The sequence below is a fragment of the Janthinobacterium svalbardense genome (genome assembly GCF_002327145.1).
In the GTDB taxonomy this organism is placed as follows: domain Bacteria; phylum Pseudomonadota; class Gammaproteobacteria; order Burkholderiales; family Burkholderiaceae_D; genus Janthinobacterium; species Janthinobacterium tructae.
Genome location: NZ_CP023422.1, coordinates 1,050,846 through 1,076,170, shown reverse-complemented (window position 1 = coordinate 1,076,170; position 25,325 = coordinate 1,050,846). Strand labels below are relative to the sequence as shown.

Annotated in this window: 25 protein-coding genes, 2 tRNA genes and 3 rRNA genes; 7 read left to right on the top strand and 23 right to left on the bottom strand. The window is 60.0% G+C overall.

From position 1 onward, the window contains the following. Positions 1–7 precede the first annotated feature (7 nt). From CNX70_RS04730 to CNX70_RS04715, 4 genes are all read right to left on the bottom strand, one after another. Complete coding sequence (locus CNX70_RS04730; RefSeq protein WP_096233761.1) at positions 8–472, bottom strand: carboxypeptidase-like regulatory domain-containing protein; 465 nt, start codon at positions 470–472, stop codon at positions 8–10. A gap of 59 nt (positions 473–531) precedes the next feature. Continuing rightward, the gene (locus CNX70_RS04725; protein WP_096233760.1) at positions 532–723 is read right to left on the bottom strand and encodes a YqaE/Pmp3 family membrane protein; all 192 of its coding nucleotides are present in this window, start codon (positions 721–723) and stop codon (positions 532–534) included. A 94-nt stretch (positions 724–817) separates the two neighbouring features. Then, complete coding sequence (locus CNX70_RS04720; protein ID WP_096233759.1) at positions 818–1,684, bottom strand: alpha/beta fold hydrolase; 867 nt, start codon at positions 1,682–1,684, stop codon at positions 818–820. 21 nt (positions 1,685–1,705) lie between these two features. Further along, complete coding sequence (locus CNX70_RS04715) at positions 1,706–2,599, bottom strand: LysR family transcriptional regulator (RefSeq protein ID WP_096233758.1); 894 nt, start codon at positions 2,597–2,599, stop codon at positions 1,706–1,708. A 126-nt stretch (positions 2,600–2,725) separates the two neighbouring features. Between CNX70_RS04715 and CNX70_RS04710 the strand changes: the two genes are divergently transcribed. Together CNX70_RS04710 and CNX70_RS04705 are read left to right on the top strand one after the other, a co-directional pair. Continuing rightward, positions 2,726–3,469, top strand: coding sequence for a sulfite exporter TauE/SafE family protein (locus CNX70_RS04710; RefSeq protein ID WP_096233757.1), 744 nt, complete (start codon positions 2,726–2,728; stop codon positions 3,467–3,469). Then, the gene (locus tag CNX70_RS04705; protein WP_157750905.1) at positions 3,469–3,711 is read left to right on the top strand and encodes a GNAT family N-acetyltransferase; all 243 of its coding nucleotides are present in this window, start codon (positions 3,469–3,471) and stop codon (positions 3,709–3,711) included. Before CNX70_RS04710 ends, CNX70_RS04705 begins: the two co-directional genes overlap by 1 nt. Here the strand turns inward: CNX70_RS04705 and pyrE are convergent. Continuing rightward, positions 3,708–4,370, bottom strand: coding sequence for an orotate phosphoribosyltransferase (gene pyrE / locus CNX70_RS04700; protein ID WP_096233755.1), 663 nt, complete (start codon positions 4,368–4,370; stop codon positions 3,708–3,710). The genes CNX70_RS04705 and pyrE overlap by 4 nt on opposite strands. A gap of 120 nt (positions 4,371–4,490) precedes the next feature. On the opposite strand from pyrE, the gene CNX70_RS04695 reads away from it, so the two are divergent. Then, on the top strand, positions 4,491–5,267 hold the full coding sequence (locus tag CNX70_RS04695) for an exodeoxyribonuclease III (RefSeq protein ID WP_096233754.1): 777 nt from the start codon (positions 4,491–4,493) through the stop codon (positions 5,265–5,267). Here CNX70_RS04695 and CNX70_RS04690 read toward each other — a convergent pair. The 13 genes from CNX70_RS04690 to CNX70_RS04630 form a co-directional block, all read right to left on the bottom strand. After that, positions 5,249–6,169 (bottom strand): pseudouridine synthase, encoded by a 921-nt coding sequence (locus CNX70_RS04690; RefSeq protein ID WP_096233753.1) that lies wholly within the window; start codon positions 6,167–6,169, stop codon positions 5,249–5,251. The two genes, CNX70_RS04695 and CNX70_RS04690, sit on opposite strands and share 19 nt — an antisense overlap. Before the next feature lies 1 nt (position 6,170). Further along, positions 6,171–7,073, bottom strand: coding sequence for a M48 family metallopeptidase (locus CNX70_RS04685; RefSeq protein WP_096233752.1), 903 nt, complete (start codon positions 7,071–7,073; stop codon positions 6,171–6,173). Next, positions 7,054–8,313, bottom strand: coding sequence for an AmpG family muropeptide MFS transporter (locus CNX70_RS04680; RefSeq protein ID WP_096233751.1), 1,260 nt, complete (start codon positions 8,311–8,313; stop codon positions 7,054–7,056). The genes CNX70_RS04685 and CNX70_RS04680 overlap by 20 nt, the downstream gene beginning before the upstream one ends. Further along, the gene (gene metW, locus CNX70_RS04675) at positions 8,313–8,924 is read right to left on the bottom strand and encodes a methionine biosynthesis protein MetW (protein ID WP_070222822.1); all 612 of its coding nucleotides are present in this window, start codon (positions 8,922–8,924) and stop codon (positions 8,313–8,315) included. Before metW ends, CNX70_RS04680 begins: the two co-directional genes overlap by 1 nt. Beyond that, positions 8,921–10,120, bottom strand: a complete 1,200-nt coding sequence (metX, locus tag CNX70_RS04670) for a homoserine O-succinyltransferase MetX (protein ID WP_096233750.1) — start codon at positions 10,118–10,120, stop codon at positions 8,921–8,923. The genes metW and metX overlap by 4 nt, the downstream gene beginning before the upstream one ends. A gap of 133 nt (positions 10,121–10,253) precedes the next feature. Beyond that, positions 10,254–11,996, bottom strand: a complete 1,743-nt coding sequence (gene ptsP, locus CNX70_RS04665) for a phosphoenolpyruvate--protein phosphotransferase (RefSeq protein ID WP_096238273.1) — start codon at positions 11,994–11,996, stop codon at positions 10,254–10,256. A 44-nt stretch (positions 11,997–12,040) separates the two neighbouring features. After that, entirely contained in the window at positions 12,041–12,310 is a 270-nt protein-coding gene (locus CNX70_RS04660; protein WP_034749416.1) for an HPr family phosphocarrier protein, read from the bottom strand. Positions 12,311–12,401: 91 nt separating this feature from the next. Beyond that, positions 12,402–12,806 carry a PTS sugar transporter subunit IIA gene (locus tag CNX70_RS04655; RefSeq protein ID WP_035824452.1) on the bottom strand — a complete coding sequence of 135 codons (405 nt, stop codon included), beginning with the start codon at positions 12,804–12,806 and terminating at the stop codon, positions 12,402–12,404. Between the two features lie 2 nt (positions 12,807–12,808). Beyond that, positions 12,809–13,777, bottom strand: a complete 969-nt coding sequence (gene gshB, locus CNX70_RS04650) for a glutathione synthase (RefSeq protein WP_096233749.1) — start codon at positions 13,775–13,777, stop codon at positions 12,809–12,811. Positions 13,778–13,874: 97 nt separating this feature from the next. Beyond that, positions 13,875–15,173 carry a glutamate--cysteine ligase gene (gene gshA / locus CNX70_RS04645; protein ID WP_071079543.1) on the bottom strand — a complete coding sequence of 433 codons (1,299 nt, stop codon included), beginning with the start codon at positions 15,171–15,173 and terminating at the stop codon, positions 13,875–13,877. A 204-nt stretch (positions 15,174–15,377) separates the two neighbouring features. Further along, positions 15,378–16,913 (bottom strand): ammonium transporter, encoded by a 1,536-nt coding sequence (locus CNX70_RS04640; protein ID WP_096233748.1) that lies wholly within the window; start codon positions 16,911–16,913, stop codon positions 15,378–15,380. An 11-nt stretch (positions 16,914–16,924) separates the two neighbouring features. Then, positions 16,925–17,263 (bottom strand): P-II family nitrogen regulator, encoded by a 339-nt coding sequence (locus CNX70_RS04635; RefSeq protein ID WP_010393464.1) that lies wholly within the window; start codon positions 17,261–17,263, stop codon positions 16,925–16,927. Positions 17,264–17,274: 11 nt separating this feature from the next. After that, complete coding sequence (locus CNX70_RS04630; RefSeq protein WP_096233747.1) at positions 17,275–18,042, bottom strand: TorF family putative porin; 768 nt, start codon at positions 18,040–18,042, stop codon at positions 17,275–17,277. 269 nt (positions 18,043–18,311) lie between these two features. On the opposite strand from CNX70_RS04630, the gene CNX70_RS04625 reads away from it, so the two are divergent. The 4 genes from CNX70_RS04625 (at position 18,312) to CNX70_RS04610 (ending at position 21,327) form a co-directional block, all read left to right on the top strand. Further along, positions 18,312–18,560 carry an accessory factor UbiK family protein gene (locus CNX70_RS04625; protein ID WP_035824443.1) on the top strand — a complete coding sequence of 83 codons (249 nt, stop codon included), beginning with the start codon at positions 18,312–18,314 and terminating at the stop codon, positions 18,558–18,560. A 111-nt stretch (positions 18,561–18,671) separates the two neighbouring features. Beyond that, positions 18,672–20,192 carry a YifB family Mg chelatase-like AAA ATPase gene (locus tag CNX70_RS04620; RefSeq protein ID WP_096233746.1) on the top strand — a complete coding sequence of 507 codons (1,521 nt, stop codon included), beginning with the start codon at positions 18,672–18,674 and terminating at the stop codon, positions 20,190–20,192. Between the two features lie 64 nt (positions 20,193–20,256). Further along, complete coding sequence (locus tag CNX70_RS04615) at positions 20,257–20,802, top strand: hypothetical protein (RefSeq protein WP_096233745.1); 546 nt, start codon at positions 20,257–20,259, stop codon at positions 20,800–20,802. Positions 20,803–20,982: 180 nt separating this feature from the next. Then, positions 20,983–21,327, top strand: coding sequence for a DUF1840 domain-containing protein (locus CNX70_RS04610; RefSeq protein WP_071079548.1), 345 nt, complete (start codon positions 20,983–20,985; stop codon positions 21,325–21,327). Between the two features lie 61 nt (positions 21,328–21,388). Here CNX70_RS04610 and rrf (CNX70_RS04605) read toward each other — a convergent pair. The 5 genes from rrf (CNX70_RS04605) to CNX70_RS04585 form a co-directional block, all read right to left on the bottom strand. Continuing rightward, a 5S ribosomal RNA gene (gene rrf / locus CNX70_RS04605) occupies positions 21,389–21,501 on the bottom strand. A gap of 203 nt (positions 21,502–21,704) precedes the next feature. Beyond that, positions 21,705–21,817, bottom strand: a 5S ribosomal RNA gene (gene rrf, locus CNX70_RS04600). A gap of 138 nt (positions 21,818–21,955) precedes the next feature. Continuing rightward, a 23S ribosomal RNA gene (locus CNX70_RS04595) occupies positions 21,956–24,829 on the bottom strand. Between the two features lie 243 nt (positions 24,830–25,072). Beyond that, positions 25,073–25,148 (bottom strand) — tRNA-Ala (locus CNX70_RS04590). Positions 25,149–25,173: 25 nt separating this feature from the next. Next, positions 25,174–25,250: transfer RNA gene (locus CNX70_RS04585), tRNA-Ile, on the bottom strand. Between the last annotated feature and the right edge of the window lie 75 nt (positions 25,251–25,325).

The window sequence follows — 25,325 nt, the reverse complement described above, 5'->3', positions numbered from 1 at the left end:
CGCAGCATCAAGGCCGGCCCTGGTTCGTTCCCGCCGGCCAGACCAGCTCCACGCGCACGGAACTACCCGCCTTGACCTGCACCTTGCGTTCCAGCAATTTGCCGGCCAAGGTGGCGCGCAGGCTGTAGCTGCCCGGTGGCAGTTTCGCCAGCAGGAACGGTCCGCTGGCCGTCGTTTCCAGCACCGGCGCGCCCTTGGCGTCGCGTATTGTCAGCTTCACGTCGGAGGCAAATTCCGCCTTGCCCGCCGCCTGCACGGAAAACACCAGGCTCAAAGGCCATTGCCGGCTGGCGCTCTTGATGGCCGTCGATTCATCGAGGCCGATGCCGCCGCTCAGGTACTCCACCGCCCCGCTCTTCTGCACGGGCGGCAAGGCACTATCGCCCTGCGCCTGCGCCGCACTTCCCAGCAACAGCCCGGCGGCCAGCATTGCCGCCGCCAGGTTCAAGGTACCGCGTCTGTCTGGTGCCATCTCACTCTCCTCATGTCGGTTGAATCAAGATAGGAAGCGCAGCTTAGGCCAGTCTTGGCTTAGCGCCGGCGCATGGCCTCGGCGATCTTCTGGTCCGTCTTGTACTGGCTCAGCGAGTACACGGCCCAGATCGTCGCTGGCAGCCAGCCGATCACGGTGATTTGCAGGATCAGGCAAATGATGCCGGCAATGGGGCGTCCAATGGTGAAAAAAGTCAGCCACGGCAGTAACAGGGCAATCAGCAAGCGCATCGTTCGTTCCTTGAGTATTCCCCTGTGCCGCGGGGACCGGGCCGGCATGCACCGGCGGTCAATTCATTGAGCCGATTATAACGATACTGGCGCCTCATGCCGGCACGGGTGCCAGCAGTTTCTCGATCCAGGCCAGGATCGCGGCAAAAATCACCTCGCGATTCACCTCATTGAAGTTCTCGTGATAATTGGCCGGGTAAAAATGGTAGTCGAGCAGGCCATCGGGCACGCTGCGCAGCATGCTTTCCGTGGCACGGCTGTCGGCCAGCTTGTCGTCGCCCGCCACCACGGCGAACAGGGGGAAGCGCCAGTCCGACAAGCCGCCCGCCAGTTCCTTTTGCGCCGACATCAAGGCATGGGCGAAGCGCACCGACGCTGCACTGGCGCGGATGCCGTCGCGCTCATCCTGGAAATGGCGCGCGGTGATGGTTTGATCGTGCGTCAGCAGCATGGTCAGATTCCCCAGCGGTACTTTCATCGTCGGGAAGCGCTGCGCCAGCCAGCCGGACAACATCTGCAGCACCTTCGGCACGGGAATCGCATTCACGTAATACGGCGATGAGATGATGAAGCCTTTGATCGCCGGGTCGCCCGCAAAGCGCCGCAGCCCCAAATGCGTGGCGATCAGGCCGCCCATGGAATGACCCATGACGAAAATCGGCACGCCGGGATACGCCTGCTTGACCCAGGCGAGGAACAGCTCTTCATCGTCGAGGAAGGCATCGAACGAGGGGATATCCACCTTGCGCTTGCCATCGTGGCCCACCATGTCGAAGCTGACGGTGGCGATGCCGTGCTGGCGGAAGGTCAGCGCCGGCGTGACGTAGTCGCCCGCGTGCGCCATGCCGCCGTGGATCGCCAGGATCACGGCGCGGGGATGCTCCGGCTGCCATATGTGGATGGGCCGCTCGACCTGGTCGCTGCACAGCAGGCTGGCCATCTTGTCTTCTGAAAAACGCATCGCTGCTCCTGTCATGCCCTGTCACGCCTTCAGATGATCGATCAACTGGCGCGCATACAGGGGTAATTCACTGAACTGGCGCACGCAAATCGTCAGATTGCGTACCGACCAGGGATCGGATAATTCCAGGCAGCGCAGCGCCATCGTCTGCTGGCAGCGGCTGGCCGCCGCCAGTGGCACTACGCTGATGCCCACGCCGCTGGCCACCATGCGGCACACGGCATCGAAACTGCGCAGGCGCACGCGCACCTTCAACGGACGGCCCAGGCGCGCCGCGTGCATGCCCAGATACTGCTGCATCGCGCTGTCGTCGGCCAGGCCGATGAAATCGTGCTCCAGCAGCGTGGAGAACGCGACGACGCCATCCTGGCCGAGCGCGCGGTGATGCACGCCATCGGCCGCGGCGATGACCACCAGCCGGTCGGGGCGGAACAAAAACGTCTGCAAGCCGCGCATGTCGACCGAGTCGGACACGATGCCCATGTCGGCCAGCCCTTCCGAGACGGCCTTGACGATATCGTAACTGAGGCGCTCTTCCAGGTCGATGGTCAGGTTCGGATGGCGGTCGAGAAAAGCACCGAGCGCTTCGGGCAAAAATTCGCTGAGCGCGGCCGTATTGCACAGCAGCCGCAACTGCCCTTTCAAGCCCCGTGCAAATTCACCAAGCTCGCCGCGCATTTTCTCCATTTGCAGCAACACCAGGCGCGCGTGATGCAGCAGGGTCTGCCCTACCGGTGTCGGCTCCACGCCGCGCCGTCCCCGCAGCAGCAGGGGCATGCCCAGCGCCTCTTCCATGCCGCGCACGCGCGCACTGCTGGAGGCCAATGCGAGATGGCTGCGCGCGGCGCCCGCCGTCAGGCTGCCCGCCTCCACCACGTTGACAAACAGCTGCAAATCGACCAGATCAAAGCGCATCGCGGCTCCCCTTTTCGCCATCTTATCAGCCTTCGTATTCTACTTAGGCTGACTCAAAATAATCCACCTTGGCGAAAGTCCCGGGCAAGCGCAGAATCCACGCAAAATCACTGTGGGATAAAAAAGATGGAGACGTCATTCCTGCTGGCCGTCGGCGCCAGTTTTCTCGTCGCTGGCTTCGTCAAGGGCGTAGTCGGACTGGGCTTGCCGACGGTGGCCATGGGCACGCTCAGCCTCGTCATGCCGCCCGTGCAGGCGGCCGCCCTGCTGATCGTGCCGTCGCTGGTGACGAATGTGTGGCAACTGGCGGCCGGCCCCGGCCTGCGCGCGCTGATGCGGCGCCTGTGGCCCATGCTGGCCGCCGTCATGGCCGGTACCCTGGCGGGCGGCGCCCTGCTGCCGCAGGACAGCGGCACCTGGGCCATCGTCGCGCTGGGCGTGGCGCTGATGCTGTATGCGCTGGCGGGATTGTTCTCGCTGCAGCTGCGCGTGCCGGCGCGGCACGAAGCCTGGCTGGGCCCCGTGATGGGCGCGGCAACGGGCCTGGTGACGGCCGCCACGGGCGTGTTCGTGATCCCCGCCGTGCCGTATCTGCAGGGACTGGGCCTGGCGCGCGACGCCTTGATACAGGCGCTGGGCCTGGCGTTTACGGCATCGACCGTGGCGCTGGCGGCCAGCCTGGCCCTGCACGGCGACTTCAGCCTCGGTGCGGCCGGCGCTTCCGCGTATGCGCTGCTGCCGGCGCTGGCCGGCATGCTGGCCGGTCAATGGCTGCGCGGGCGCATCGCGCAGCAGGTGTTCAAGCGCTGCTTTTTTGCCGGGCTGTTCGCCCTCGGCCTGCATGCGGTGCTCAAGCCATGGCTGGCGTGATGCACATCGATTGGCAAGGGGACAGCGCGCTGTGCGCGTGGATCGACGGCCAGCAGGTGGCCATGCTCGACATCAGCAAGAACATGCATGGGGTGACGGTGAACATGCTGTTCGTGAAACCGCCGTTCCGCAGGCGCGGCATCGGCGGCGCGCTGTTGCGGCGGCTGTTGCAATGCCATCCATCGGCCGGTGCTGCCTGCAGCGACCCGCGGCTGCGGGCGCTGCTGGATAAGACTACTTAAATGCCGTACCGATTGCGGTAGGCGGAAACAGCCTCTTTATGTTTCAGCAGTTCCGGATCGGCGCCCGCGCCATTCAGGTAGCCAAACAAGTCGTCCAGGTTGCCGATCGAGATGACGGGAATGCCATATTGTTTCGACACTTCCTGCACTGCCGAACTTGGCGACAGCTGGCCGTCCGGGCCGGAGCGCTCCATGCGGTCCAGGGCGATCAGCACGGCGCAAGGCTCGGCGCCGGCGGCGCGGATCATGTCCACCGATTCGCGCACCGAGGTGCCGGCCGAGATCACATCGTCAATGATGACGACTTTGCCATGCAGCTTGGCGCCGACGATGGTGCCGCCTTCGCCATGGTCCTTGGCTTCCTTGCGGTTGAAGGCGAACGAGGTGTTGCGGCCCTTGCCGGCCAGTGCCACGGCAGTGGCCGACGCCAGGGTGATGCCCTTGTAGGCGGGACCGAACAGCATGTCAAATTCCACGCCCGAGTCGAGCAGGGTTTGCGCGTAGAACTGCGCCAGCTCGGCCAGGGTGGCGCCGTCATGGAACAGGCCCGCATTGAAGAAGTACGGCGACTGGCGTCCGGCCTTGGTGGTGAACTCGCCAAACCGCAAGACTCCCTTGGATACTGAAAACGCGATAAACTGCTGGCGTAAATTATTCACATTAGCCTCATTTTTTAAAAGTGCCTGTATTTTAATCCGCGCGCAGCGGCGAGACAATCGCAATGCCGCGCCCGCAGGCCCCGTTCAGCGCCGCTAGCGCTCACCATTGACTCTCGACCTATGCCAAAAATTATCTCCGCCAACCTGAACGGCATCCGTTCCGCCGCCAAAAAAGGCTTTTTCAACTGGATGGGCACGCAAACGGCCGATTTCATCTGCGTGCAGGAATTGAAGGCGCAACTGCCCGACATGACGCCGGAATTCCTCAACCCGCACGGCTACCATGGCCATTTCCACTATGCCGAGAAAAAGGGTTATTCCGGCACGGGCGTGTACAGCAAGGTGGAACCGGATGCCGTGCATATCGGTTTCGGCAGCCCCGAATTCGATGCCGAGGGCCGCTACGTGCGCTGTGATTTTGGCAACCTGTCCGTCATTTCCGTGTACTGCCCGTCCGGTTCGTCCGGTCCGGAGCGCCAGGAAGCCAAGTTCCGCTTCATGGAACTGTTCCTGCCGCACCTGCTGGCATTGAAGGCACTGGGGCGCGAAGTGGTCATCTGCGGCGACTGGAACATCGCTCACCACGAAATCGACCTGAAAAACTGGAAGGGCAACAAGAAGAATTCCGGCTTCCTGCCGGAAGAGCGCGAGTGGCTGACGCGCGTCTTCGACGAAGTGGGCTTTGTCGACGTGCACCGAGGCCTGGACAAGCGCGAAGACCAGTACACATGGTGGAGCAACCGGGGCCAGGCCTACGCGAAGAACGTCGGCTGGCGCATCGACTACCACGTCGCCACCCCCGGCATCGCGGCCCAGGCGCATACGGTCAGCGTCTACAAGGACGAGCGCTTTTCCGACCACGCGCCCTTGATCATCGATTACACGATCAAGGCTTGAGCTTCGAGGCTGCGCCGGCTCTCAAAATGGCGCGGCTCGCCGCTCAAAGGGTCCGTGAAATCGATGGCGCGCGCCAGCAGCTGCAGCGGGTGCGACATGTCGTCTTCCTTGCACTGCTGGGCCAGCGGATAAAACGCATCGTTGACGATGGGGATGCCGAGTGAAGCCAGGTGCACGCGCAGCTGGTGCTTGCGCCCCGTGTGCGGCTGCAGCCGGTACAGGTTCACCTCGCCGCGCCGTTCGATCACGTCGATGATGGTTTCCGAATTCGCCTCGCCCGCTTCCTCGCGCATGAGGAAGAACTGCGCGCCCTCGACCATGCGGCTGCGGTAGGTGAACGGAAAATCGCAGCCATCCAGATGCGGTGCCAGCGCCTCATACGTCTTGCGCACTTCGCGGCGCTGGAACAGCGTCTGGTAGGCGCCCCGGCTGGCTACCTGGCGCGAAAAAATCACCACGCCAGCCGTCTCGCGGTCGAGGCGGTGGATCGGCGTCAGCTCGGCGCAGTCCAGGTTTTTCTTCAGGCGCGTCAGCAAGGTCTCCTGCAAGAAGCGCCCGGCCGGCGTCATGGGCAAGAAGTGCGGCTTGTCGACGACGATCAAATGCTCATCCTGGAACAGGATCTCTTCCTGGAAGGGGATCGGCGTTTCGCGTTCCAGCTCGCGGTAGTAAAAAATGCGCATGCCGCGCTTGTACGCACTGCCGGGGCCGAGCACGGCGCCGTCGCCATTGAGCACTTCGCCGCGCGCCATGCGGTCCAGCCATTGCGCGGCGCCGATCTGCGGATAGCGCTCGATCAGAAAGGTGAGCATGTCGGGCCACTGCCCTTCTGGCAGCCACAGATAACTGGGCGCCACGCCGTCGCGCATGGGCAAGGGTGCGGCGGCGTGACACTTCGCCATCCTAGCGCTGCGCGATGGCGTTGCTGCGGTACGGCGGCAAGGCGTCCACGCTGACGCCCTTGCTGCGCGCGTACAGCGGCAGCACTTGCGCCATGTGGCTGTTCATCTGCGAGATACGGTCCTTGCCCGACGGGTGGGTCGAGAGGAATTCCGGCGGCGCGCCCTTGCTCACGGCGGCCATTTTCTGCCACAGGATCACGCCGGCACGCGGATCGAAGCCGGCGCGCGCGGCCAGGTCCATGCCGATCAAATCTGCCTCGCGTTCATCGTCGCGCGAGAACTTCAGCATCACGCCCTGCGCCGCCATATTCGTGGCGGTACTGGTGATGTTCGGATCGACGCCGAGCCAGGCTGACAGCCCGGCGCCGGCCAGCTTGGCACCGACGGCGGCCAGGTTGCCCTTGCCGGCCTGCGCCTGCGAGTGTTCGCGCAGGGCATGCGAAATTTCATGTCCCATGACGACGGCCACTTCATCGTCGGTCAAATTGAGCTTGGTGATGATGCCGCTGTAAAAAGCGATCTGCCCGCCAGGCATGCAAAAGGCATTGACCTCGTCCGAGTTGAGCAGGTTGACCTGCCAGTTCCAGTTGGCCGCCGCCTCGTTCCAGCGCGTGGCGAACGGGATGATGCGCTGGGCGATGGCGCGCAGGCGCTTGACCTGCGGGTCGCTATCGGGCACCAGCGCGTTTTTTTCCTTCGCTTCGTTGACCAGCTGCGCATATTGCTGCTTCGATTCTGCATTGAAATCGGCGCCGCCGGCAAAGATGCGCGAGGTCGACAAGGGTCGCACCTTGATACCATCCTGCACCGTCGCCTGCTGGGCGTGGACGGACAGGGGGGCCAGCGCGGTGGCCGCGCACAGGCTGGCCAGGACGGCGTAACGTTTAAGGGATATTGGTGCCATTGGCAGACCTCCATGGAGCGATTTTAGGCAGCATCATCATGGCCGGGAAGGCCAGGAAGAAGCACACGATGAAAAACGAGAACCAGCCCAGCTCGGCGACCAGAAAGCCCACCGAGGCATTGATCAGGGTGCGCGGCACGGCGCTCAGGCTGGAAAACAAGGCATATTGCGTGGCCGTGTAGCGCGGGTCCGTGGTGCGCGACAGGAACGCGACAAAGGCGGCCGCACCCAGGCCCAGGCTGGCAAAGGCTTCAAAACCGATCACGGCGCTGAGCAGCATGGTGTTCGGCCCCACCTGCGCCAGCCAGGCGAATCCCAAAATCGCGATCGCCTGCAGCGCGCCAAACACCCACAGGCCCCGGTTGATGCCCAGCTTGAGCATCCACACGCCACCCACCACGCCGCCGGCCAGGCTGGCCCAGAAACCCGTGGTGTTGGCGGCCAGGCCGATCTGCGTCATGCTAAACCCCAGATCCAGATAAAACTTCGTCGCCAGCGCCGTGGCCATGCTGTCGCCGATTTTGTAGAGTAATACGAAAGCGAGGATCCACATTGCGTTACGCCAACCATCGCGCGCGATAAATTCCTGGAACGGCAAGATGATCGCTTCGCGCATGGTCTTCGGCGGCGAGCCGTAGACGGTCGGCTCCCTGATCATCAAGGTGCACACGAGGCCAGGCAGCATGAAGGCGGCCGTGATCCAGAAAACAGGCTGCCACGGCATGCGGTCGGCCAGGATCAGCGACAACGCACCCGGCACCATGCCTGCCACTTTATACGCGTTGACGATGACGGCGGCGCCCAGGCCCTGCTCGTTATCGTCCAGGATTTCGCGCCGGTAGGCGTCGATGACGATGTCCTGGCTGGCAGACAGAAAGGCGACGCCACCGGCGGCGGCCGCGATCAGGCCGATTTGCGTGAGCGGGTCGAGCATGCCCATGCCGCCGATGGCAAAAAACAGCGCCACCTGCGTCAATGCCATCCAGCCGCGCCGGCGCCCCAGTCCCAGGATGCGGTAGCGGTCCATCAAAGGCGCCCACAGGAATTTCCAGATATACGGGAACTGCACCAGGGCGAACAGCCCCAGCGCCTTGACGTTCAAGCCCGACTTGGCCAGCCATGCCTGCAGCAGATACAGCAGGATGAACAGGGGCAGGCCGGAACTGAAGCCCAGCACCAGCACGGCCAGCATGCGGCCATTGGCATAGGAACGCCAGCCAGGCGCCGGGCTTGTGGTCATCAATGCACCGCTTTTTTACGCAGGCGGAAGACGGCCAGGTCGCCGCGCAGGTTCGGCAGCACGGAGACCATCTTGCCTTCGGCCAGGGCCACGCATTCGATCACTTCCAGGCCGCATTCCTCGGCCAGTTCGCGGAAGTCGTTGATGGTAGCGCAGCGCACGTTGGGCGTGTCGTACCACTGGTAGGGCAGCGATTTCGACACGGGCATGCGGCCTTTGAGCAGCGCCACGCGGTGCGGCCAGTAGGCGAAGTTGGGGAACGAGACGATGGCCTCGGCGCCCACGCGCACGATGTCGCGCAGCAGCGGCTCGACCTGCTTCATCATCTGCAGGGACGACAGGCACAGCACCGTGTCGAAGCTGTTGTCGCCAAAGATGGCCAGGCCTTTTTCCATGTCCTGCTGGATCACGTTGACACCGCGCAGGGTGCTGGCCAGCACCTTGTCGTCGGCAATCTCGATGCCATAGCCGCTGCACTCCTTGTCGCTTTGCAAGTACTGCAGCATCACGCCTTCGCCGCAGCCCACGTCCAGCACATGCGCGTTGTTCGGCACCCAGTGGGCGATGAAGGCCAGGTCGGGGCGCAGTGCGCTCAATTCGTCAAAAGTCATGCGGTCTCCTTGGCGCCCTGGCGGACGGCGGTGTGCGGTGCAGGAGCGGGCAAGCCCGCCCCGATGTCGTGCCAAACCTGGCCATAATAGGCGCGCACCATATTCATGTAGCGCGCATCTTCCAGCAAAAAGGCATCGTGGCCGTGCGGCGCGTCGATTTCCGCATAGGTCACCTGGCGGCGGTTGCACACCAGCGCTTCGACGATTTCGCGGCTGCGCTCGGGCGAGAAGCGCCAGTCGGTGGAAAACGAGGCGAGAAAGAACTTGGCTTGGGTAGCAGACAGGGCCTTGGCCAGGTCGCCGCCATGCGCGCGCGCCGGGTCGAAATAATCGAGCGCCTTGGTAATGAGCAGGTAGGTGTTCGCGTCGAAGTACTCGGAAAACTTGTCGCCCTGATAGCGCAGATACGATTCGATCTCGAAATCGATGCCGAAGCCGAATTTGTAGTCGCCCGTCTGCGCCGCATCGCGCAGCTTGCGGCCGAATTTCTCGGCCATGTCGTCATTCGACAGATACGTGATGTGGCCCACCATGCGCGCCACGCGCAAGCCGTTCTTCGGCACCACGCCATGCGCATAGAAGTCGCCGCCATGGTAATCGGGGTCGGACAGGATGGCCTGGCGCGCCACGTCATTGAAGGCGATATTTTGCGCCGACAGTTTGGCCGTCGAGGCGATCACCACGCAGTGACGCAGCCGCTCGGGGAACATGATGCTCCACGCCAGCGCCTGCATGCCGCCCAGCGATCCCCCCATCACGGCGGCAAACTGAGTGATGCCCAGTTCATCGGCCAGGCGCGCCTGCGCGCTGACCCAGTCTTCCACCGTGACGACGGGGAAGGAAGCGCCATACGGCTTGCCGGTGGTGGGATTGGTGTGCATGGGGCCAGTCGAGCCGAAGCAGGAGCCCAGGTTGTTGACGCCGATGACGAAGAATTTATTGGTGTCGAGCGGCTTGCCCGGTCCCACCATATTGTCCCACCAGCCCGTGCTTTTCGGCTCGTCCGCGTAGACGCCGGCCACGTGGTGCGAGGCGTTCAGGGCGTGGCAGACCAGCACCGCGTTCGATTTGTCGGCGTTCAGGGTGCCGTAGGTTTCATACATCAACATATAGTCCCGCAACGATGCGCCGCTTTGCAGCTGCAGGGGTTGCGCAAAATACATGGTTTGCGGCGAAACGATTCCAATGGATGACATGTGTGTCGGTTTATAAAAGGGGGTGGCCCCACGGGCCATGGTCGATGCGGCACCGCGATGATAGGTGCTGCAACTGTAGCATCAGGACACCTCTTGCCGCGCGCGATGTGTCCTGATGCTGATAGGTGACAGTTTACATGAGCTGCAGTTGCTGGACAGCTTCCGCGATCACATTTGGTTCCATGGAACGCATAATTTTGCGCATTTGTGGTGCGATCAGGCCCAGGTCGCTGTTGAGGATCTCTTGCTTGACCGCCAACAGCTGGGCCGGATGCATGGAAAACTCGCGCAGTCCCATGCCCAGCAGCAAGCGCGTGAGCTTCACGTCGCCCGCCATCTCGCCGCACACGGCCACGTCGATGCCCGCCTTGTGGCCGGCGGCGATCGTCATCGAGATCAGCTGCAGCACGGCCGGGTGCAGCGGATTGTACAAATGCGCCACTTCGTAGTCGACGCGGTCGATGGCCAGCGTGTACTGGATCAGGTCATTCGTGCCGATCGACAGGAAATCCATGCGCTTGACGAACATGGGCAGGGCCAGCGCGGCGGCGGGAATTTCAATCATGGCGCCCACTTCGACGGCATCGTCGAACTTGACGCCCTCCTCGCGCAGGCTGACCTTGGCTTGCGCGATCATGGCCAGCGACTGGTCGATCTCGAATGCATGCGCGAGCATGGGGATCAGGATGCGCACCTTGCCGAAGGCCGAAGCGCGCAGGATCGCCCGCAGCTGCGTCAGGAACAGTTGCGGCTCTGCCAGGCAATAACGGATGGCACGCAAGCCCAGTGCGGGATTCAAGGCCGTATGGTCGGACTGGTCGAGCGGCTTGTCGGCGCCGATGTCGAGCGTGCGGATGGTCACCACGCGCCCTTTCATCGACTGCACCGTGTTGCGGTAAGCCTCGAACTGCTCATCCTCGGTGGGAATCTTGTGGGCGCGGCCCATGAACAGGAATTCGGAGCGGAACAGACCCACGCCGCTGGCGCCGGACTCCAGCGCAAACGGACAATCCTCGGGCAGTTCGATATTCGCCAGCAGGGTGATGGGGGTGCCGCATTTGGTGACGGCCGGCGTCTTTTTCAGCTTGCCCAGCTTCTTGCGCGCGCGCTGCATGGCCACCTGGCGCTCGCGGTACTGCTCCAGCACCAGCGCGCTGGGGTTGGCGATGACCACGCCGGCGTCGCCGTCGATGATCAGCCAGTCGTCCTGCTCGATCAGCATCGACGCCTGCGACATGCCGACGGCGGCCGGGATATCCAGGCTGCGCGCGACGATGGCCGTGTGCGAGTTCTGTCCGCCCACGTCGGTAATGAAACCGATGAAGGAGCGGTCGCGAAATTGCAGCATGTCGGCCGGAGAAATGTCGTGCGCGACGACGATCATCTGCGCCATCAATTCGTCTTCGGCCACGGCCTTGGGCAGCAGCTGCTCCGTGCCCAGCAAGACTTTCAATACGCGCTCGGCCACCTGCTGGATGTCGGCCTTGCGTTCGCGCAAATACGGGTCTTCGATTTCATCGAACTGCGCCGACAATTCATCGATTTGCGTCAGCAGCGCCCATTCGGCGTTGTAATGGCGCGAACGGATGATGTCGAGCGGCGCTTCGGCGATCAGCGGGTCCGACAGGATCAGCGCATGCACGTCGATGAACGCACCCAGCTCGGTGGGCGCGTCTTTCGGCAGCTCGTTCCACAGGGTTTGCAGTTCCTTGTGGACGGCGGCGATGGCGTTTTGCAGACGCTGGACTTCGGCTTCGATCTGTTCCTGGGCGACCAGGTAGTGTTTGACGTCAAGGGCGGCCGGCGCCAGCAGATGCGCGCGGCCAATGGCGATGCCACGGGAGACCGGGATGCCGTGGAGCGTGAAAGATGCCATGGGGTGACCTGTCGGAATGCGGCTGCGGCTACGTTCGGCGGGCATTACTCGCCTTCGCCAAACCTGTCATTAATCAGGGCGGTGAGCGCATCGACACATGCCTGCTCATCATCGCCCTCGGCTTCCAGGGTCACTTTCGCTCCCTTGCCGGCGGCCAGCATCATCACGCCCATGATGGATTTGGCGTTGATGCGGCGCGCGTTACGGGTCAGCCAGACGTCGCTCTTGAACTTGGCGGCGAGCTGGGTAAATTTGGCGGAGGCGCGTGCGTGCAGTCCCAGCTTGTTGATGATTTCGAGTTCTCTTTGAATCATTTTTGTATGGTCTCTATCCCTGAATGCACTGCATTGTTGCCAGCCCTAGCTATAAAACCCGCCGCCTTCAGGGCGGCGGCCATGTCACTCTTTACTCGCCCACGCGGATGCGGTTATCGACGCGCACGGCGCCGCTTTGCGCACCGGCCAGCGCCATCTCCACCACCACGTCGAGCGTGTCGCGGCGATACGTGATGGCGCGCAGCAGCATCGGCAGGCTGATGCCGGCGATGACTTCCACCCGGCCCGCATCGGCCAGCTTGTTGCAGCAGTTCGACGGCGTGCCGCCCTTCACATCGGTAATCACCAGCACGCCGGAGCCGTCGTCGAGGCGGCAGATGGCGTCCGATGCAAGCTTCTGCACTTCCGCCAGGTCCTGGTCGGCGACGACGTCGATGGCTTCAAAACGTTCCGTTGGCCCGCGAAACACATGCGCGCAGGCGGCGATGAAGGCCTGTCCCAGCGGGGCATGTGTCATGAGCAAAATCCCTACCATGGTCATTTCACCTTCTGATGCTGCTGCGCTTGCGCAACGCCATGCTCGACGGCATCGACAAACATGGCAGCCACATCAAAACCCGTCTGCTGCATGATTTCCTGGAAGCAGGTCGGGCTGGTGACATTGACTTCCGTCAGATAGTCGCCGATCACGTCCAATCCTACCAGCATCAGGCCGCGCGCGGCCAGGATCGGGCCCAGTTTTTCAGCGATTTCCAGGTCGCGCGCCGTCAATGGCTGCGCCACGCCCGTGCCGCCGGCGGCCAGGTTGCCGCGCACTTCGCCCGCCTGCGGGATGCGCGCCAGCGAAAACGGCACCGGCTTGCCGCCGATGACGAGGATGCGCTTGTCGCCCTTGACGATGTCGGCGATAAAACGCTGCGCCATGATGGTTTGCGCGCCGTTCTCGCTCAAGGTCTCGATGATGGCGCCCAGGTTCAGGCCATCGGCCTTGACGCGGAAGATGCCCGTGCCGCCCATGCCGTCGAGCGGCTTGAAGATGACGTCCTGGTGCTTGGCGTGGAAGGCGCGCAAGCGCGCTTCATCCGACGTTACCAGGGTCGGCGAGGTGAATTCGGAAAACTGGGCAATGGCCAGCTTTTCATTGTTGTCGCGGATGGCGGACGGCTTGTTGAAGACGCAGGCGCCCTGCTTTTCCGCCAGTTCCAGCAAATACGTGCCATACACGTATTCCATGTCGAACGGCGGATCCTTGCGCTCAATGATGGCGTCCAGGGTCGACAAACGTACTTCCTCGGTGGAGACCACCTTGTACCAGTCATGTTCATCACCGGTCAGCTCGATGTGTTTTACCCGTGCCGTGACGATGCCCTCTTCCAGCGCCATGTCCTTCTGTTCGAAGGCGTACACGGCGTGGCCGCGTTTGGCCGCCTCGCGCATCATGGCGAAGGTGGAATCTTTGTAAGTCTTGAAGCCTGCCAGCGGGTCGGCAAGGAATGCAATTTTCATGGTGCGTCCAATCGGGGAGCCTGGATAAGGAATGCTTGATTCTAGCCGAGATCGCCAGGCGCGGTAGTCACCACGCCCGGCAAGCTGCCGGGAGGGATCAATACACCTCGGGATTCGGGTCCGTGCGCTCCATTTCCAGCGACGCGGCCAGCAAGGCCAGACGCGCGACCACGCCGTACACATAGAAGCGGTTTGGTGCGGCCGTGCCCGGCTTGGCCTTCAAGTCCGGCACGGCATGCTGCTGGGCAAACGCCAGCGGCACGTACTGCGAGCCGGGCGCGTTCAGGTTCTGGTCCACGCCACGCTCCGCGTGCACGCGGTAGAAGCCGCCCACCACATAGCGGTCGATCATGTAGACGACGGGCTCGGCCACCGCATCCTTGATGCTCTCGAAGGTCGGCACGCCTTCCTGGATGATCACGTCGGTTACCAGCTGGCCATCCTTGACGATCGACATTTTTTCGCGCTGCTTGCGCGACAAGTCGCGCACTTCGCTGGCGTCGCGCACCGTCATGATGCCCGTGCCATACGTGCCCGCATCGGGCTTGACGATGACAAACGGCTTTTCCTTGATGCCGTATTCCTTGTATTTCTTGCGGATCTTGGCCAGCAGCACGTCGACGCTGGCGGCCAGCGCATCTTCGCCCTCGCCTTCCTGGAAGTTGACGTCGCTGCACTTGGCGTGAAAGGGGTTGAGCATCCACGGGTCGACATCGATCATCTTGCCGAATTTTTTCACCACTTCATCGTAGGCCGTGTAGTGGTTGCTCTTGCGGCGCAAGGCCCAGCCCGCGTGCAAGGGCGGCAGCAGGCTTTGTTCATGAATATTTTGCAAGATATCGGGTATGCCGTCCGACAAGTCGTTATTCAGCAAAATCGTGCACGGGTCGAAATCCTTCAAGCCCAGGCGGCGGCCGTTGTTCAGGCGCACGAGCGGCTCGATGACGAGCATGTTGCCATCTGGCAACGCCAATGGCGTCGGCTGGGTGATCTCGGGCGACCATGAGCCCAGGCGTACGTGCAGGCCCGTCTGGCGGAAGATCTGCATCAATCGCGCCACGTTTTGCAGGTATTGCGGCGTGGTGTTGTGCAATTCCGGCACCATCAGCAGGTTGCGGGCGTCCGGACAATACTTGTCGATGGCGGCCATGGCCGCCTGTACGGACAGGGGCAGCATTTCCGTGGCCAGGTTATGAAAACCGCCAGGGAACAGATTGGTGTCGACGGGCGCCAGTTTGTAGCCCGCGTTACGCAAGTCTACCGAGCAATAAAAGGGTGGCGTATGTTCTTGCCACTCCATGCGAAACCAGCGCTCAATGGCCGGCGTCGCGGCCAGAATCTTTTTTTCGAGGTCGAGCAGCGGTCCGGTCAGGGCCGTGACGAGATGGGGAACCATAGTTACATCCTTAAATTATGTGCAGTATTCAAAAAAGCACACAGAACTGCTGACTATATTACCGTGTAAGTACCCCAAATCGGGGCAAAAGCCTTGTTTTAAAGACCTTTTCCATTCGCACAACGAAAAAAAGGCACCTCAATGAGGCGCCTTTTCCAGCCAGACATGCCGCGCCGGGGCGCTGGCATGCCATATTGCCATCATTTAACCATGATATGCCTGCTCGCCATGGCTGGTGATATCGAGGCCTTCGCGCTCCTCTTCTTCCGGTACGCGCAGGCCGATGACGATGTCGACCAGTTTATAGGCGATGACGGAAACCACGGCCGACCAGATGATGGTGGTGCCGACCGCTTGCGCCTGCACCCACACCTGATGGCCGATCGAGTACGGGTCAGCCGACATCTTGTTGGTGACGTAGTCGAAGATGCCTTGACCGCCCAGTTGTGGTGCAGCAAACACACCCGTCAGCAAGGCACCCAGGATGCCGCCCACGCCATGCACGCCGAACACGTCGAGCGAATCATCGGCGCCGATCAGGCGTTTCAGGCCATTCACGCCCCACAGGCAGATGACACCGGCCAGCAAGCCGATGACCAGGCCACCCATCGGGCCGACAAAGCCGGCTGCCGGGGTGATCGCCACCAGGCCGGCTACGGCGCCGGACGCGCCACCGAGCATCGATGGCTTGCCTTTGCTGATCCACTCGCCAAATACCCACGACAGGGTGGCGGCGGCAGTGGCCAGCAAGGTGTTGACGAAAGCCAGGGCCGCCACGTCGCCCGCTTCCAGCGAGGAACCGGCATTGAAACCGAACCAGCCCACCCACAGCAAGGATGCGCCTATCATGGTCATCGTCAGCGAGTGCGGCGCCATCGATTCACGGCCGTAACCGACGCGCTTGCCGATCATGACGGCGCCTACCAGGCCGGCAACGGCGGCGTTGATGTGCACCACGGTGCCGCCGGCAAAGTCCAGCGCGCCTTTTTGCCAGATCCAGCCAGCCTTCAGGGCTTCGCTGGCCGAGGTGGCGGCGTTGGTGATCAGGTCAGGACCGGTCCAGAACCACACCATGTGGGCCGCTGGCAGGTAGGCAAACGTGAACCACAGCACGACGAAGGCCAGCACGGCGGCAAACTTGGCGCGCTCGGCAAAGGCGCCGACGATCAGTGCGCAGGTGATGGCGGCAAACGTGCCCTGGAAAGCCACGAAGACGAACTCGGGAATGACGACGCCCTTGCTGAAGGTGGCGGCGGCGGCAAACGTGCCCTTGGCCGGATCCCAGATACCGTTCAGGAACAGGCGGTCGAAGCCACCGAAGAAGGCGGTTTTTTCCGTGAAGGCGATCGAATAGCCGTAGATGCACCACAGCACGATGACCAGCGCGAACACCATGAACACTTGCATCAGCACCGACAGCATGTTCTTCGAGCGCACCAGGCCGCCGTAGAACAGAGCCAGGCCGGGGATGGTCATCAAGATCACCAGCAAGGTGCTGATCATCATGAAGCTGGTATCGCCCTTGTTGGCGACGGGCGCGGCGACTGGCGCAGCAGCGGCCGGGGCCGGAGCGGCGGCAGCGGGGGCGGCGTCAGGCACCGGCGTCACGGCGGGCGCGGCGACGGCCGTGGTCGTGGCCGCCTCCGTCTTGGCGGGCGCATCGGCAAAGCTTGGCGTGGCGACGCCAAACGCACACAGGCAGGCTATCCCGGCGAGCAATTTTGTTATATTTTTATGCATCAATATTCCCCTTAGAGCGCTTCGTTGCCGGTTTCACCGGTACGGATGCGGATGACCTGTTCCAGGTTGTAGACGAAAATCTTGCCATCGCCGATTTTACCGGTACGCGCAGCACCTTCGATTGCTTCGATGGCCTGGTCGACAATGGCGTCATCGACGGCCGCTTCAATCTTGGTCTTTGGCAAGAAATCGACGACATACTCAGCCCCACGGTAGAGTTCCGTGTGACCTTTCTGGCGGCCGAACCCTTTCACTTCGGTGACGGTAATGCCTTGCACATTGATAGCCGACAAGGCTTCACGCACTTCGTCCAGTTTGAACGGTTTAATGATTGCGGTAATCATTTTCATGGCATTCTCGCTTAAAAGGTTTTGGACACGGTCAGCACGAGACCGGATTTCGCCAGGTTCTTGCCATTCGGTGCCAGCGACGTAATATTGGCTTTGACGTAAGCCAGGGCGACTGTTGCCATGCCAAAATCCTTGGTCACGCCGATCTTGTAATCGTTGTAGCTGAGGGAATCGTTATGCGCGACCTTCTGGCGGCCCACATGCAGGTTCAGCAGATAACCTTCGTACATATCGATATTCGCGCCCACATCGAGGTAGCCGCTGTTCTTGCTGTCGGCGACACCAAACAGATTGGTCGTCGAGTGCGAGTACTTGATATAGGCAGGCCCGTAGCCAAGTTGGCCGTACAGCTCGAAAGTGTTGGCATTGGTGCTCAGTCCATTCGAGGGATAGAAATAGTACAGGCCGCCCACATCATAGGTAAAATCCTTGCTGATCTCGCCCCGCTTGCCGCCGTAGATATCCCATTCCAGGTTGGTATCGCCGCCGCCATCCTTGATCCATTTGATGCTCGACAACCAGGTGCCCACATACAGGCCCGTCGGATTGTGGGTATAGTCGGCACCGCCGCTGATGGCAGGATCGAGACGGCTTTGCGACACTCCACGGTAACGATAGTCGCTGGTCAGCGCCACGTTGTAGCTCACCACGTTATCAGGTACGGCTTCGGCCACAGCAGGTGCTGCCACTGCATCCTGGGCCATGGCGCTGCCGCACACGGCGGTCATGGCCAGCGTCAACGCTGCTACTAAAGTCATGTTCTTGGAGAGATTCTTCATGGCGATTTCCTTTTATTGAACTTTTAAAGCGGTTGAGGTTTAAAATCTTGGCTGGAGATCACAAAGCGTTCATCACTTCTTTAGCAGAATACGTGCCAGCTCTCTTGCCACCTTGATAGGTGCATTTTCGTCCATACATACCCGGCAAGCCGCCAGGACTGCGGATACGGGCTGCTGAAGCACAATGGACCGCCCAGTTTCGCACCAGATTAACGCCGCTGTGCACCGCAATGGTGCGATGCACAGGCCGCACCATAAAAGGACTGACCATGGACATGAATACCTTCTTTAACGACTTGCAAGGCAAGATCCATCAAGCCATCGAAAACTCGCCAGCCAAGGATATCGAGAAAAACGTGAAATCGATGATGACCCAGGGCTTCGCCCGTCTCGATCTCGTCACGCGCGAGGAATTCGATATCCAGGCGCAAGTGCTGGCCAAGACCCGCGCCAAGCTCGATGCTTTGGAATTGCGTCTGATCGAACTGGAAACGCGCCTGAACGACCCAAAGGCATAAAGTACCGCCAGCAAGGTCGCGTTATACACGGCCTTGCTGGCATATCTCAAGCCTGACGGCGCTTCAAGCGCTAGACTGATCCTGACCGCGCTCGCGCCACAGGGGAGTCTGATGAGTCTGGCCGTCCTGAAAAGCCGCGCCCTGGCCGGCATGGAGGCACCCGAGGTAAGTGTCGAAGTCCACCTTGCCAATGGCTTGCCCTCGTTTACGATAGTTGGCCTGCCGGATACGGAAGTGAAGGAATCGCGCGACCGCGTCCGCGCCGCGCTGCAAAACTGCGGCTTTGAGATGCCGGCGCGGCGCATCACGGCCAATCTGGCGCCGGCGGACTTGCCCAAGGAATCGGGCCGCTTCGACTTGCCCATTGCGCTGGGCATCCTGGCCGCCTCCGGCCAGTTGCCAGATGAGCAATTACACCACTACGAATTCGCGGGCGAACTGTCACTGTCGGGGCAGCTACGTCCCATCCGCGGCGCACTGGCCATGACCTTTGCCATGCAGCGCAGCCAATCGGGCACACCACGCGCCTTCATCCTGCCGCAGGCGAACGCGGACGAGGCGGCGCTGGTCAGCGATGCCTGCATCTATCCCGCCCACAGCCTGCTCGAGGTCTGCGCGCATTTTGCCGCGCCCGCCAGCCAGACGGCCCTGCAACGCCATCAGCCTGTGCTGGCAGCGCACGCTTTTGCGTATCCCGACTTTGCCGATGTGCAGGGGCAGCAGCAGGCGCGACGCGCACTGGAGGTGGCCGCCGCAGGTGGCCACAACGTGCTGATGGTGGGGCCGCCTGGCGCGGGCAAGACCATGCTGGCCAGCCGGTTTCCCGGCGTGCTGCCGCCCATGAGCGATGCAGAGGCGCTGGAATCGGCCGCCGTGCATTCGCTGGGCGGCCACTTCAAGGTGGAACACTGGAAACGCCGCCCATATCGTGCCCCGCACCAGACGGCGTCCGGCGTGGCCCTGGTGGGCGGCGGCAACGTGCCGCGCCCAGGAGAAATCTCGCTGGCGCACTGCGGTGTGTTGTTTCTCGATGAAATCGCCGAATTCCAGCGCCGGGTCCTCGATGTCTTGCGCCAACCCATGGAATCGGGCGTCATCAGCATTTCGCGTGCGGCCCGCCAGGCCGAGTTTCCTGCCCGCTTTCAGTTGATCGCCGCCATGAATCCCTGCCCGTGCGGCTATCTGGGCCACGCTTCCGGCCGTTGCCGCTGTACGCCCGACGCCGTGCTGCGCTATCACAGTCGCCTGTCCGGCCCGCTGCTCGACCGTATCGACCTGCAAATCGAAGTTGCCGCCATGCCACCGGCGGCGCTGGGGCGGCACGCAGGCGCCGGCGAAAGCACGCAAGCCATCGCCACGCGGGTAGCGGCAGCCTTTGCCCTGCAACTGGCACGCCAGGGGAAAGCGAACCAGCGCCTGAGCAGCATGGAAATCGAACAGCATTGTCGCCTGGAGCCACATGGTGAGCAGTTGCTGCATGACGCCATGGCACGCCTGCACTGGTCGGCGCGCACCTACCACCGGGTACTGCGCGTGGCGCGCAGCATCGCCGACCTGGCAGGCAGCCCCGCAATCACGCAGCCGCATGTCGCCGAAGCGATTCAATACCGGCGCGTACTGCGTGAAATGTAAGGAGTGCAATGAACGCCACACGTGCGCGATTGCGCGTGACTGGCGGCACTGCTACCATCTGCTGATGAAAAAACCATCACTTGCTCTCTTGCTGGCTACGCTCGCGGCCGCCAGCATCCTGTCTGCCTGCAGTCCGAAATTCGACTGGCGCGACTATCGCAGCCCCGACGCCCAGTTCACGGCCCTGTTTCCAGGCAAGCCGGCCGTGCTGACGCGCGAGATCGATCTCGATGGCAAGAAAGTCAGCCTGACCATGACGGCCAGCGAGGTTGATGGCAATACCTTCGCCATCGGCAGCGCCGTGCTCGACAGTACGGAACAGGCGCAAGCGGCCCTGCCCGCCATGCAAACCGCCCTGTTGAAAAATATCAACGGCACTGTGCGCAGCGAAAAATCCGCATCGGCAGCCAGCAGCACTGCTGCCGGAATACATCAGCGCAGTTCACTCAGCATCGAGGCCAGCGGCACGCAGCAAGGCAAGCCTGTGGTGCTGGTCGGCCGTTTTGTGGCACAGGACAAGCACATCTTCCAGATCATCATTCTCGGTGAAGAGCGCAAGCTGTCGCGTGACACCATCGACACCTTCATGGACTCGGTGAAACTGGATTGAGACTTAACGATCGCTTAAACAGGCAGTTTCCTGGAACAGCCGCCCTTGTAAATACGTGCGTTGTCCAACAGATGGCGATATCCGGCCCGCAAATGTGCAGTCCGCGCAATCGGACAGCCTGTGCGATATTTCAAGTCGTGATATTGTTTCGACACTAACAACAAGTTTCAGAAAGCGCTTATGTTGATCTCATTCAAATCCAAATCCTCCCCTGAAGTACTGATGTATCAGGAACATGCCCAGCGTATCCTCGACATCCTGCACAAGAACCCCACGCGCGGCGTCATCACGCCAACGGAAGCAGGGGATGCCCTGGCCCTGCTGGAAAAAGAAGTCGCGGAAAGCAAATTGCATCCGGAAAATGACATCGAGCACGATACCCATACGCCGGAAACGCTGGAAGATGGCGAAACGGGCACCCATGCGCGCGCGCAAAAGGTACATTTTTCGCAGCGCGCCTATCCCTTGATGGAGATGCTGCGCTCGGCCAAGGCGGAAGGTGAAAGCATTACCTGGGGCATCTGATCCCATGAACGTTGCAGACGAAAAAAAACCCCGCACCTAGCGGGGTTTTTTTATATAACAAGCCTGACGATAACCTACTTTCACACTGGTTGCAGCACTATCATCGGCGCAAAGTTGTTTCACGGTCCTGTTCGGGATGGGAAGGGGTGGGACCAACTTGCTATGGTCATCAGGCATAACTTTTTCAACAGCCTGCTCCCAACGGGGCAGCAAACCATCTGATCTGAGGAGGCGAATTATATACGAATTTGTCTGAAGATGGGGCTAAAAATGGCGCTTTTACAGCGATAAACGCGCCAGACGAAAAAAAACCCGCCAATTGCTTGACGGGTTTTTCTCTAGGTGAAACAGCCGGGGGGTGTTTCACCAAATAACAAGCCTGACGATAACCTACTTTCACACTGGTTGCAGCACTATCATCGGCGCAAAGTTGTTTCACGGTCCTGTTCGGGATGGGAAGGGGTGGGACCAACTTGCTATGGTCATCAGGCATAACTTGTACTGGCATTTGTCCTCAATGGAGCGACAAAGCCTGAATCTGGAAGAAGCAAAGATTAGGGTAATGAATTGTAGTATCAACAAACACGCAACGTTGTACCGTCTTATCCTCTGTACCTGCTAAGGTTATAGGGACAAGCCGTACGGGCAATTAGTACTGGTTAGCTTAATGCATTACTGCACTTCCACACCCAGCCTATCAACGTCCTGGTCTCGAACGACCCTTCAAAGAGCTCAAGGCTCTGGGAAATCTCATCTCAAGGCAAGTTTCCCGCTTAGATGCTTTCAGCGGTTATCTCTTCCGTATTTAGCTACCCGGCAATGCCACTGGCGTGACAACCGGTACACCAGAGATACGTCCACTCCGGTCCTCTCGTACTAGGAGCAGCCCCCTTCAAATTTCCAACGCCCACGGCAGATAGGGACCAAACTGTCTCACGACGTTTTAAACCCAGCTCACGTACCACTTTAAATGGCGAACAGCCATACCCTTGGGACCGGCTACAGCCCCAGGATGTGATGAGCCGACATCGAGGTGCCAAACTCCCCCGTCGATATGAACTCTTGGGAGGAATCAGCCTGTTATCCCCAGAGTACCTTTTATCCGTTGAGCGATGGCCCTTCCATACAGAACCACCGGATCACTATGTCCTACTTTCGTACCTGCTCGACTTGTCAGTCTCGCAGTTAAGCACGCTTATGCCATTGCACTATCAACACGATGTCCGACCGTATCTAGCGTACCTTCGAACTCCTCCGTTACACTTTAGGAGGAGACCGCCCCAGTCAAACTGCCTACCATGCACTGTCCCCGATCCGGATAACGGACCAAGGTTAGAACCTCAAACAAACCAGGGTGGTATTTCAAGGTTGGCTCCACGAGAACTAGCGTCCCCGCTTCAAAGCCTCCCACCTATCCTACACAGATTGGTTCAAAGTCCAATGCAAAGCTACAGTAAAGGTTCATGGGGTCTTTCCGTCTAGCCGCGGGTAGATTGCATCATCACAAACATTTCAACTTCGCTGAGTCTCGGGAGGAGACAGTGTGGCCATCGTTACGCCATTCGTGCAGGTCGGAACTTACCCGACAAGGAATTTCGCTACCTTAGGACCGTTATAGTTACGGCCGCCGTTTACTGGGACTTCAATCAAGAGCTTGCACCCCATCATTTAATCTTCCAGCACCGGGCAGGCGTCACACCCTATACGTCCACTTTCGTGTTTGCAGAGTGCTGTGTTTTTATTAAACAGTCGCAGCCACCAGTTTATTGCAACCCTTTCACCCTCATGGAGTAAACCATTCAAGCTACCGGGGCGTACCTTTTCCCGAAGTTACGGTACCAATTTGCCGAGTTCCTTCTCCCGAGTTCTCTCAAGCGCCTTAGAATACTCATCTCGCCCACCTGTGTCGGTTTGCGGTACGGTCTCGTATGACTGAAGCTTAGAGGCTTTTCTTGGAACCACTTCCGATTGCTTCATGCACAAGTGCACTCGTCTCAACCCCTTGAATTCCGTACCCGGATTTGCCTAAGTACCTTCTATGAGCCAAAAACCAACTATTCCAACAGTTGGACAACCTTCCGCGATCCGTCCCCCATCGCATCATACGACGGTGCAGGAATATTAACCTGCTTCCCATCAGCTACGCATCTCTGCCTCGCCTTAGGGGCCGACTCACCCTGCTCCGATGAACGTTGAACAGGAAACCTTGGGCTTACGGCGTGGAGGCTTTTCACCCCCATTATCGCTACTCATGTCAGCATTCGCACTTCTGATACCTCCAGCATCCTTTACAAGACACCTTCGCAGGCTTACAGAACGCTCTCCTACCATATCCAATAAAGGATATCCGCAGCTTCGGTGACTGGCTTAGCCCCGTTACATCTTCCGCGCAGGACGACTCGATCAGTGAGCTATTACGCTTTCTTTAAATGATGGCTGCTTCTAAGCCAACATCCTGACTGTTTTAGCCTTCCCACTTCGTTTTCCACTTAGCCAATCTTTGGGACCTTAGCTGGCGGTCTGGGTTGTTTCCCTCTTGACGCCGGACGTTAGCACCCGACGTCTGTCTCCCAAGCTCGCACTCATCGGTATTCGGAGTTTGCAATGGTTTGGTAAGTCGCAATGACCCCTAGCCATAACAGTGCTCTACCCCCGATGGTGATACTTGAGGCACTACCTAAATAGTTTTCGGAGAGAACCAGCTATTTCCAAGTTTGTTTAGCCTTTCACCCCTACCCACAGCTCATCCCCTAATTTTTCAACATTAGTGGGTTCGGACCTCCAGGGCGTGTTACCGCACCTTCATCCTGGCCATGAGTAGATCACTTGGTTTCGGGTCTACACCCAGCGACTGATCGCCCTATTCGGACTCGATTTCTCTACGGCTTCCCTATATGGTTAACCTTGCCACTGAATGTAAGTCGCTGACCCATTATACAAAAGGTACGCAGTCACGGAACAAGTCCGCTCCTACTGTTTGTATGCACACGGTTTCAGGATCTATTTCACTCCCCTTCCGGGGTTCTTTTCGCCTTTCCCTCACGGTACTGGTTCACTATCGGTCGATTACGAGTATTTAGCCTTGGAGGATGGTCCCCCCATATTCAGACAGGATGTCACGTGTCCCGCCCTACTTGTCGTACGCTTAGTATCACCGGTCCAATTTCACATACGGGGCTATCACCCACTATGGCTCCCATTTCCAGGGGATTCTGTTATCGGTCCGACTATCACGTACAGGCTCTTCCCATTTCGCTCGCCGCTACTTTGGGAATCTCGGTTGATTTCTTTTCCTGCAGCTACTTAGATGTTTCAGTTCGCCGCGTTCGCCTTGCATACCTATGTATTCAGTATGCAATACCCTAAAAGGGTGGGTTGCCCCATTCGGAAATCTGCGGATCAAAGTGTGTTTGCTCACTCCCCGCAGCTTATCGCAAGCTACTACGTCCTTCATCGCCTGTAATCGCCAAGGCATCCACCATGTGCACTTATTCGCTTGTCCCTATAACGTTAGCCTCTCATCATTTGCATGATGAAAGAGCGCTACAGGGATAAGAAAGTACAACGTTGTTGCTTGTTTGTTGATACATACAATCATTACCCATCGATTTGCTTTTTACGGCAAACCGATCAATAAATAATCTTTACTTCTTCCAGATTGTTAAAGAACATACAGCACTTGATCTCGAAAAGACCAAACCTAAATCCCAGTGCACTTATCAGCACTAATTTACGTTTGAACTTTTGGTGGAGGATGACGGGATCGAACCGACGACCCCCTGCTTGCAAAGCAGGTGCTCTCCCAGCTGAGCTAATCCCCCTAGGGTATTTCCAGACTACAGAAACTGGTAGGGCTGGTTGGACTCGAACCAACGACCCCCGCGTTATCAACACGGTGCTCTAACCAGCTGAGCTACAGCCCCAAATGCTGTTCTTTATATTAACAGCCGATAAGTGTGAACATTTGATGCGTGAATCATTACTGATTCGTGCAAACT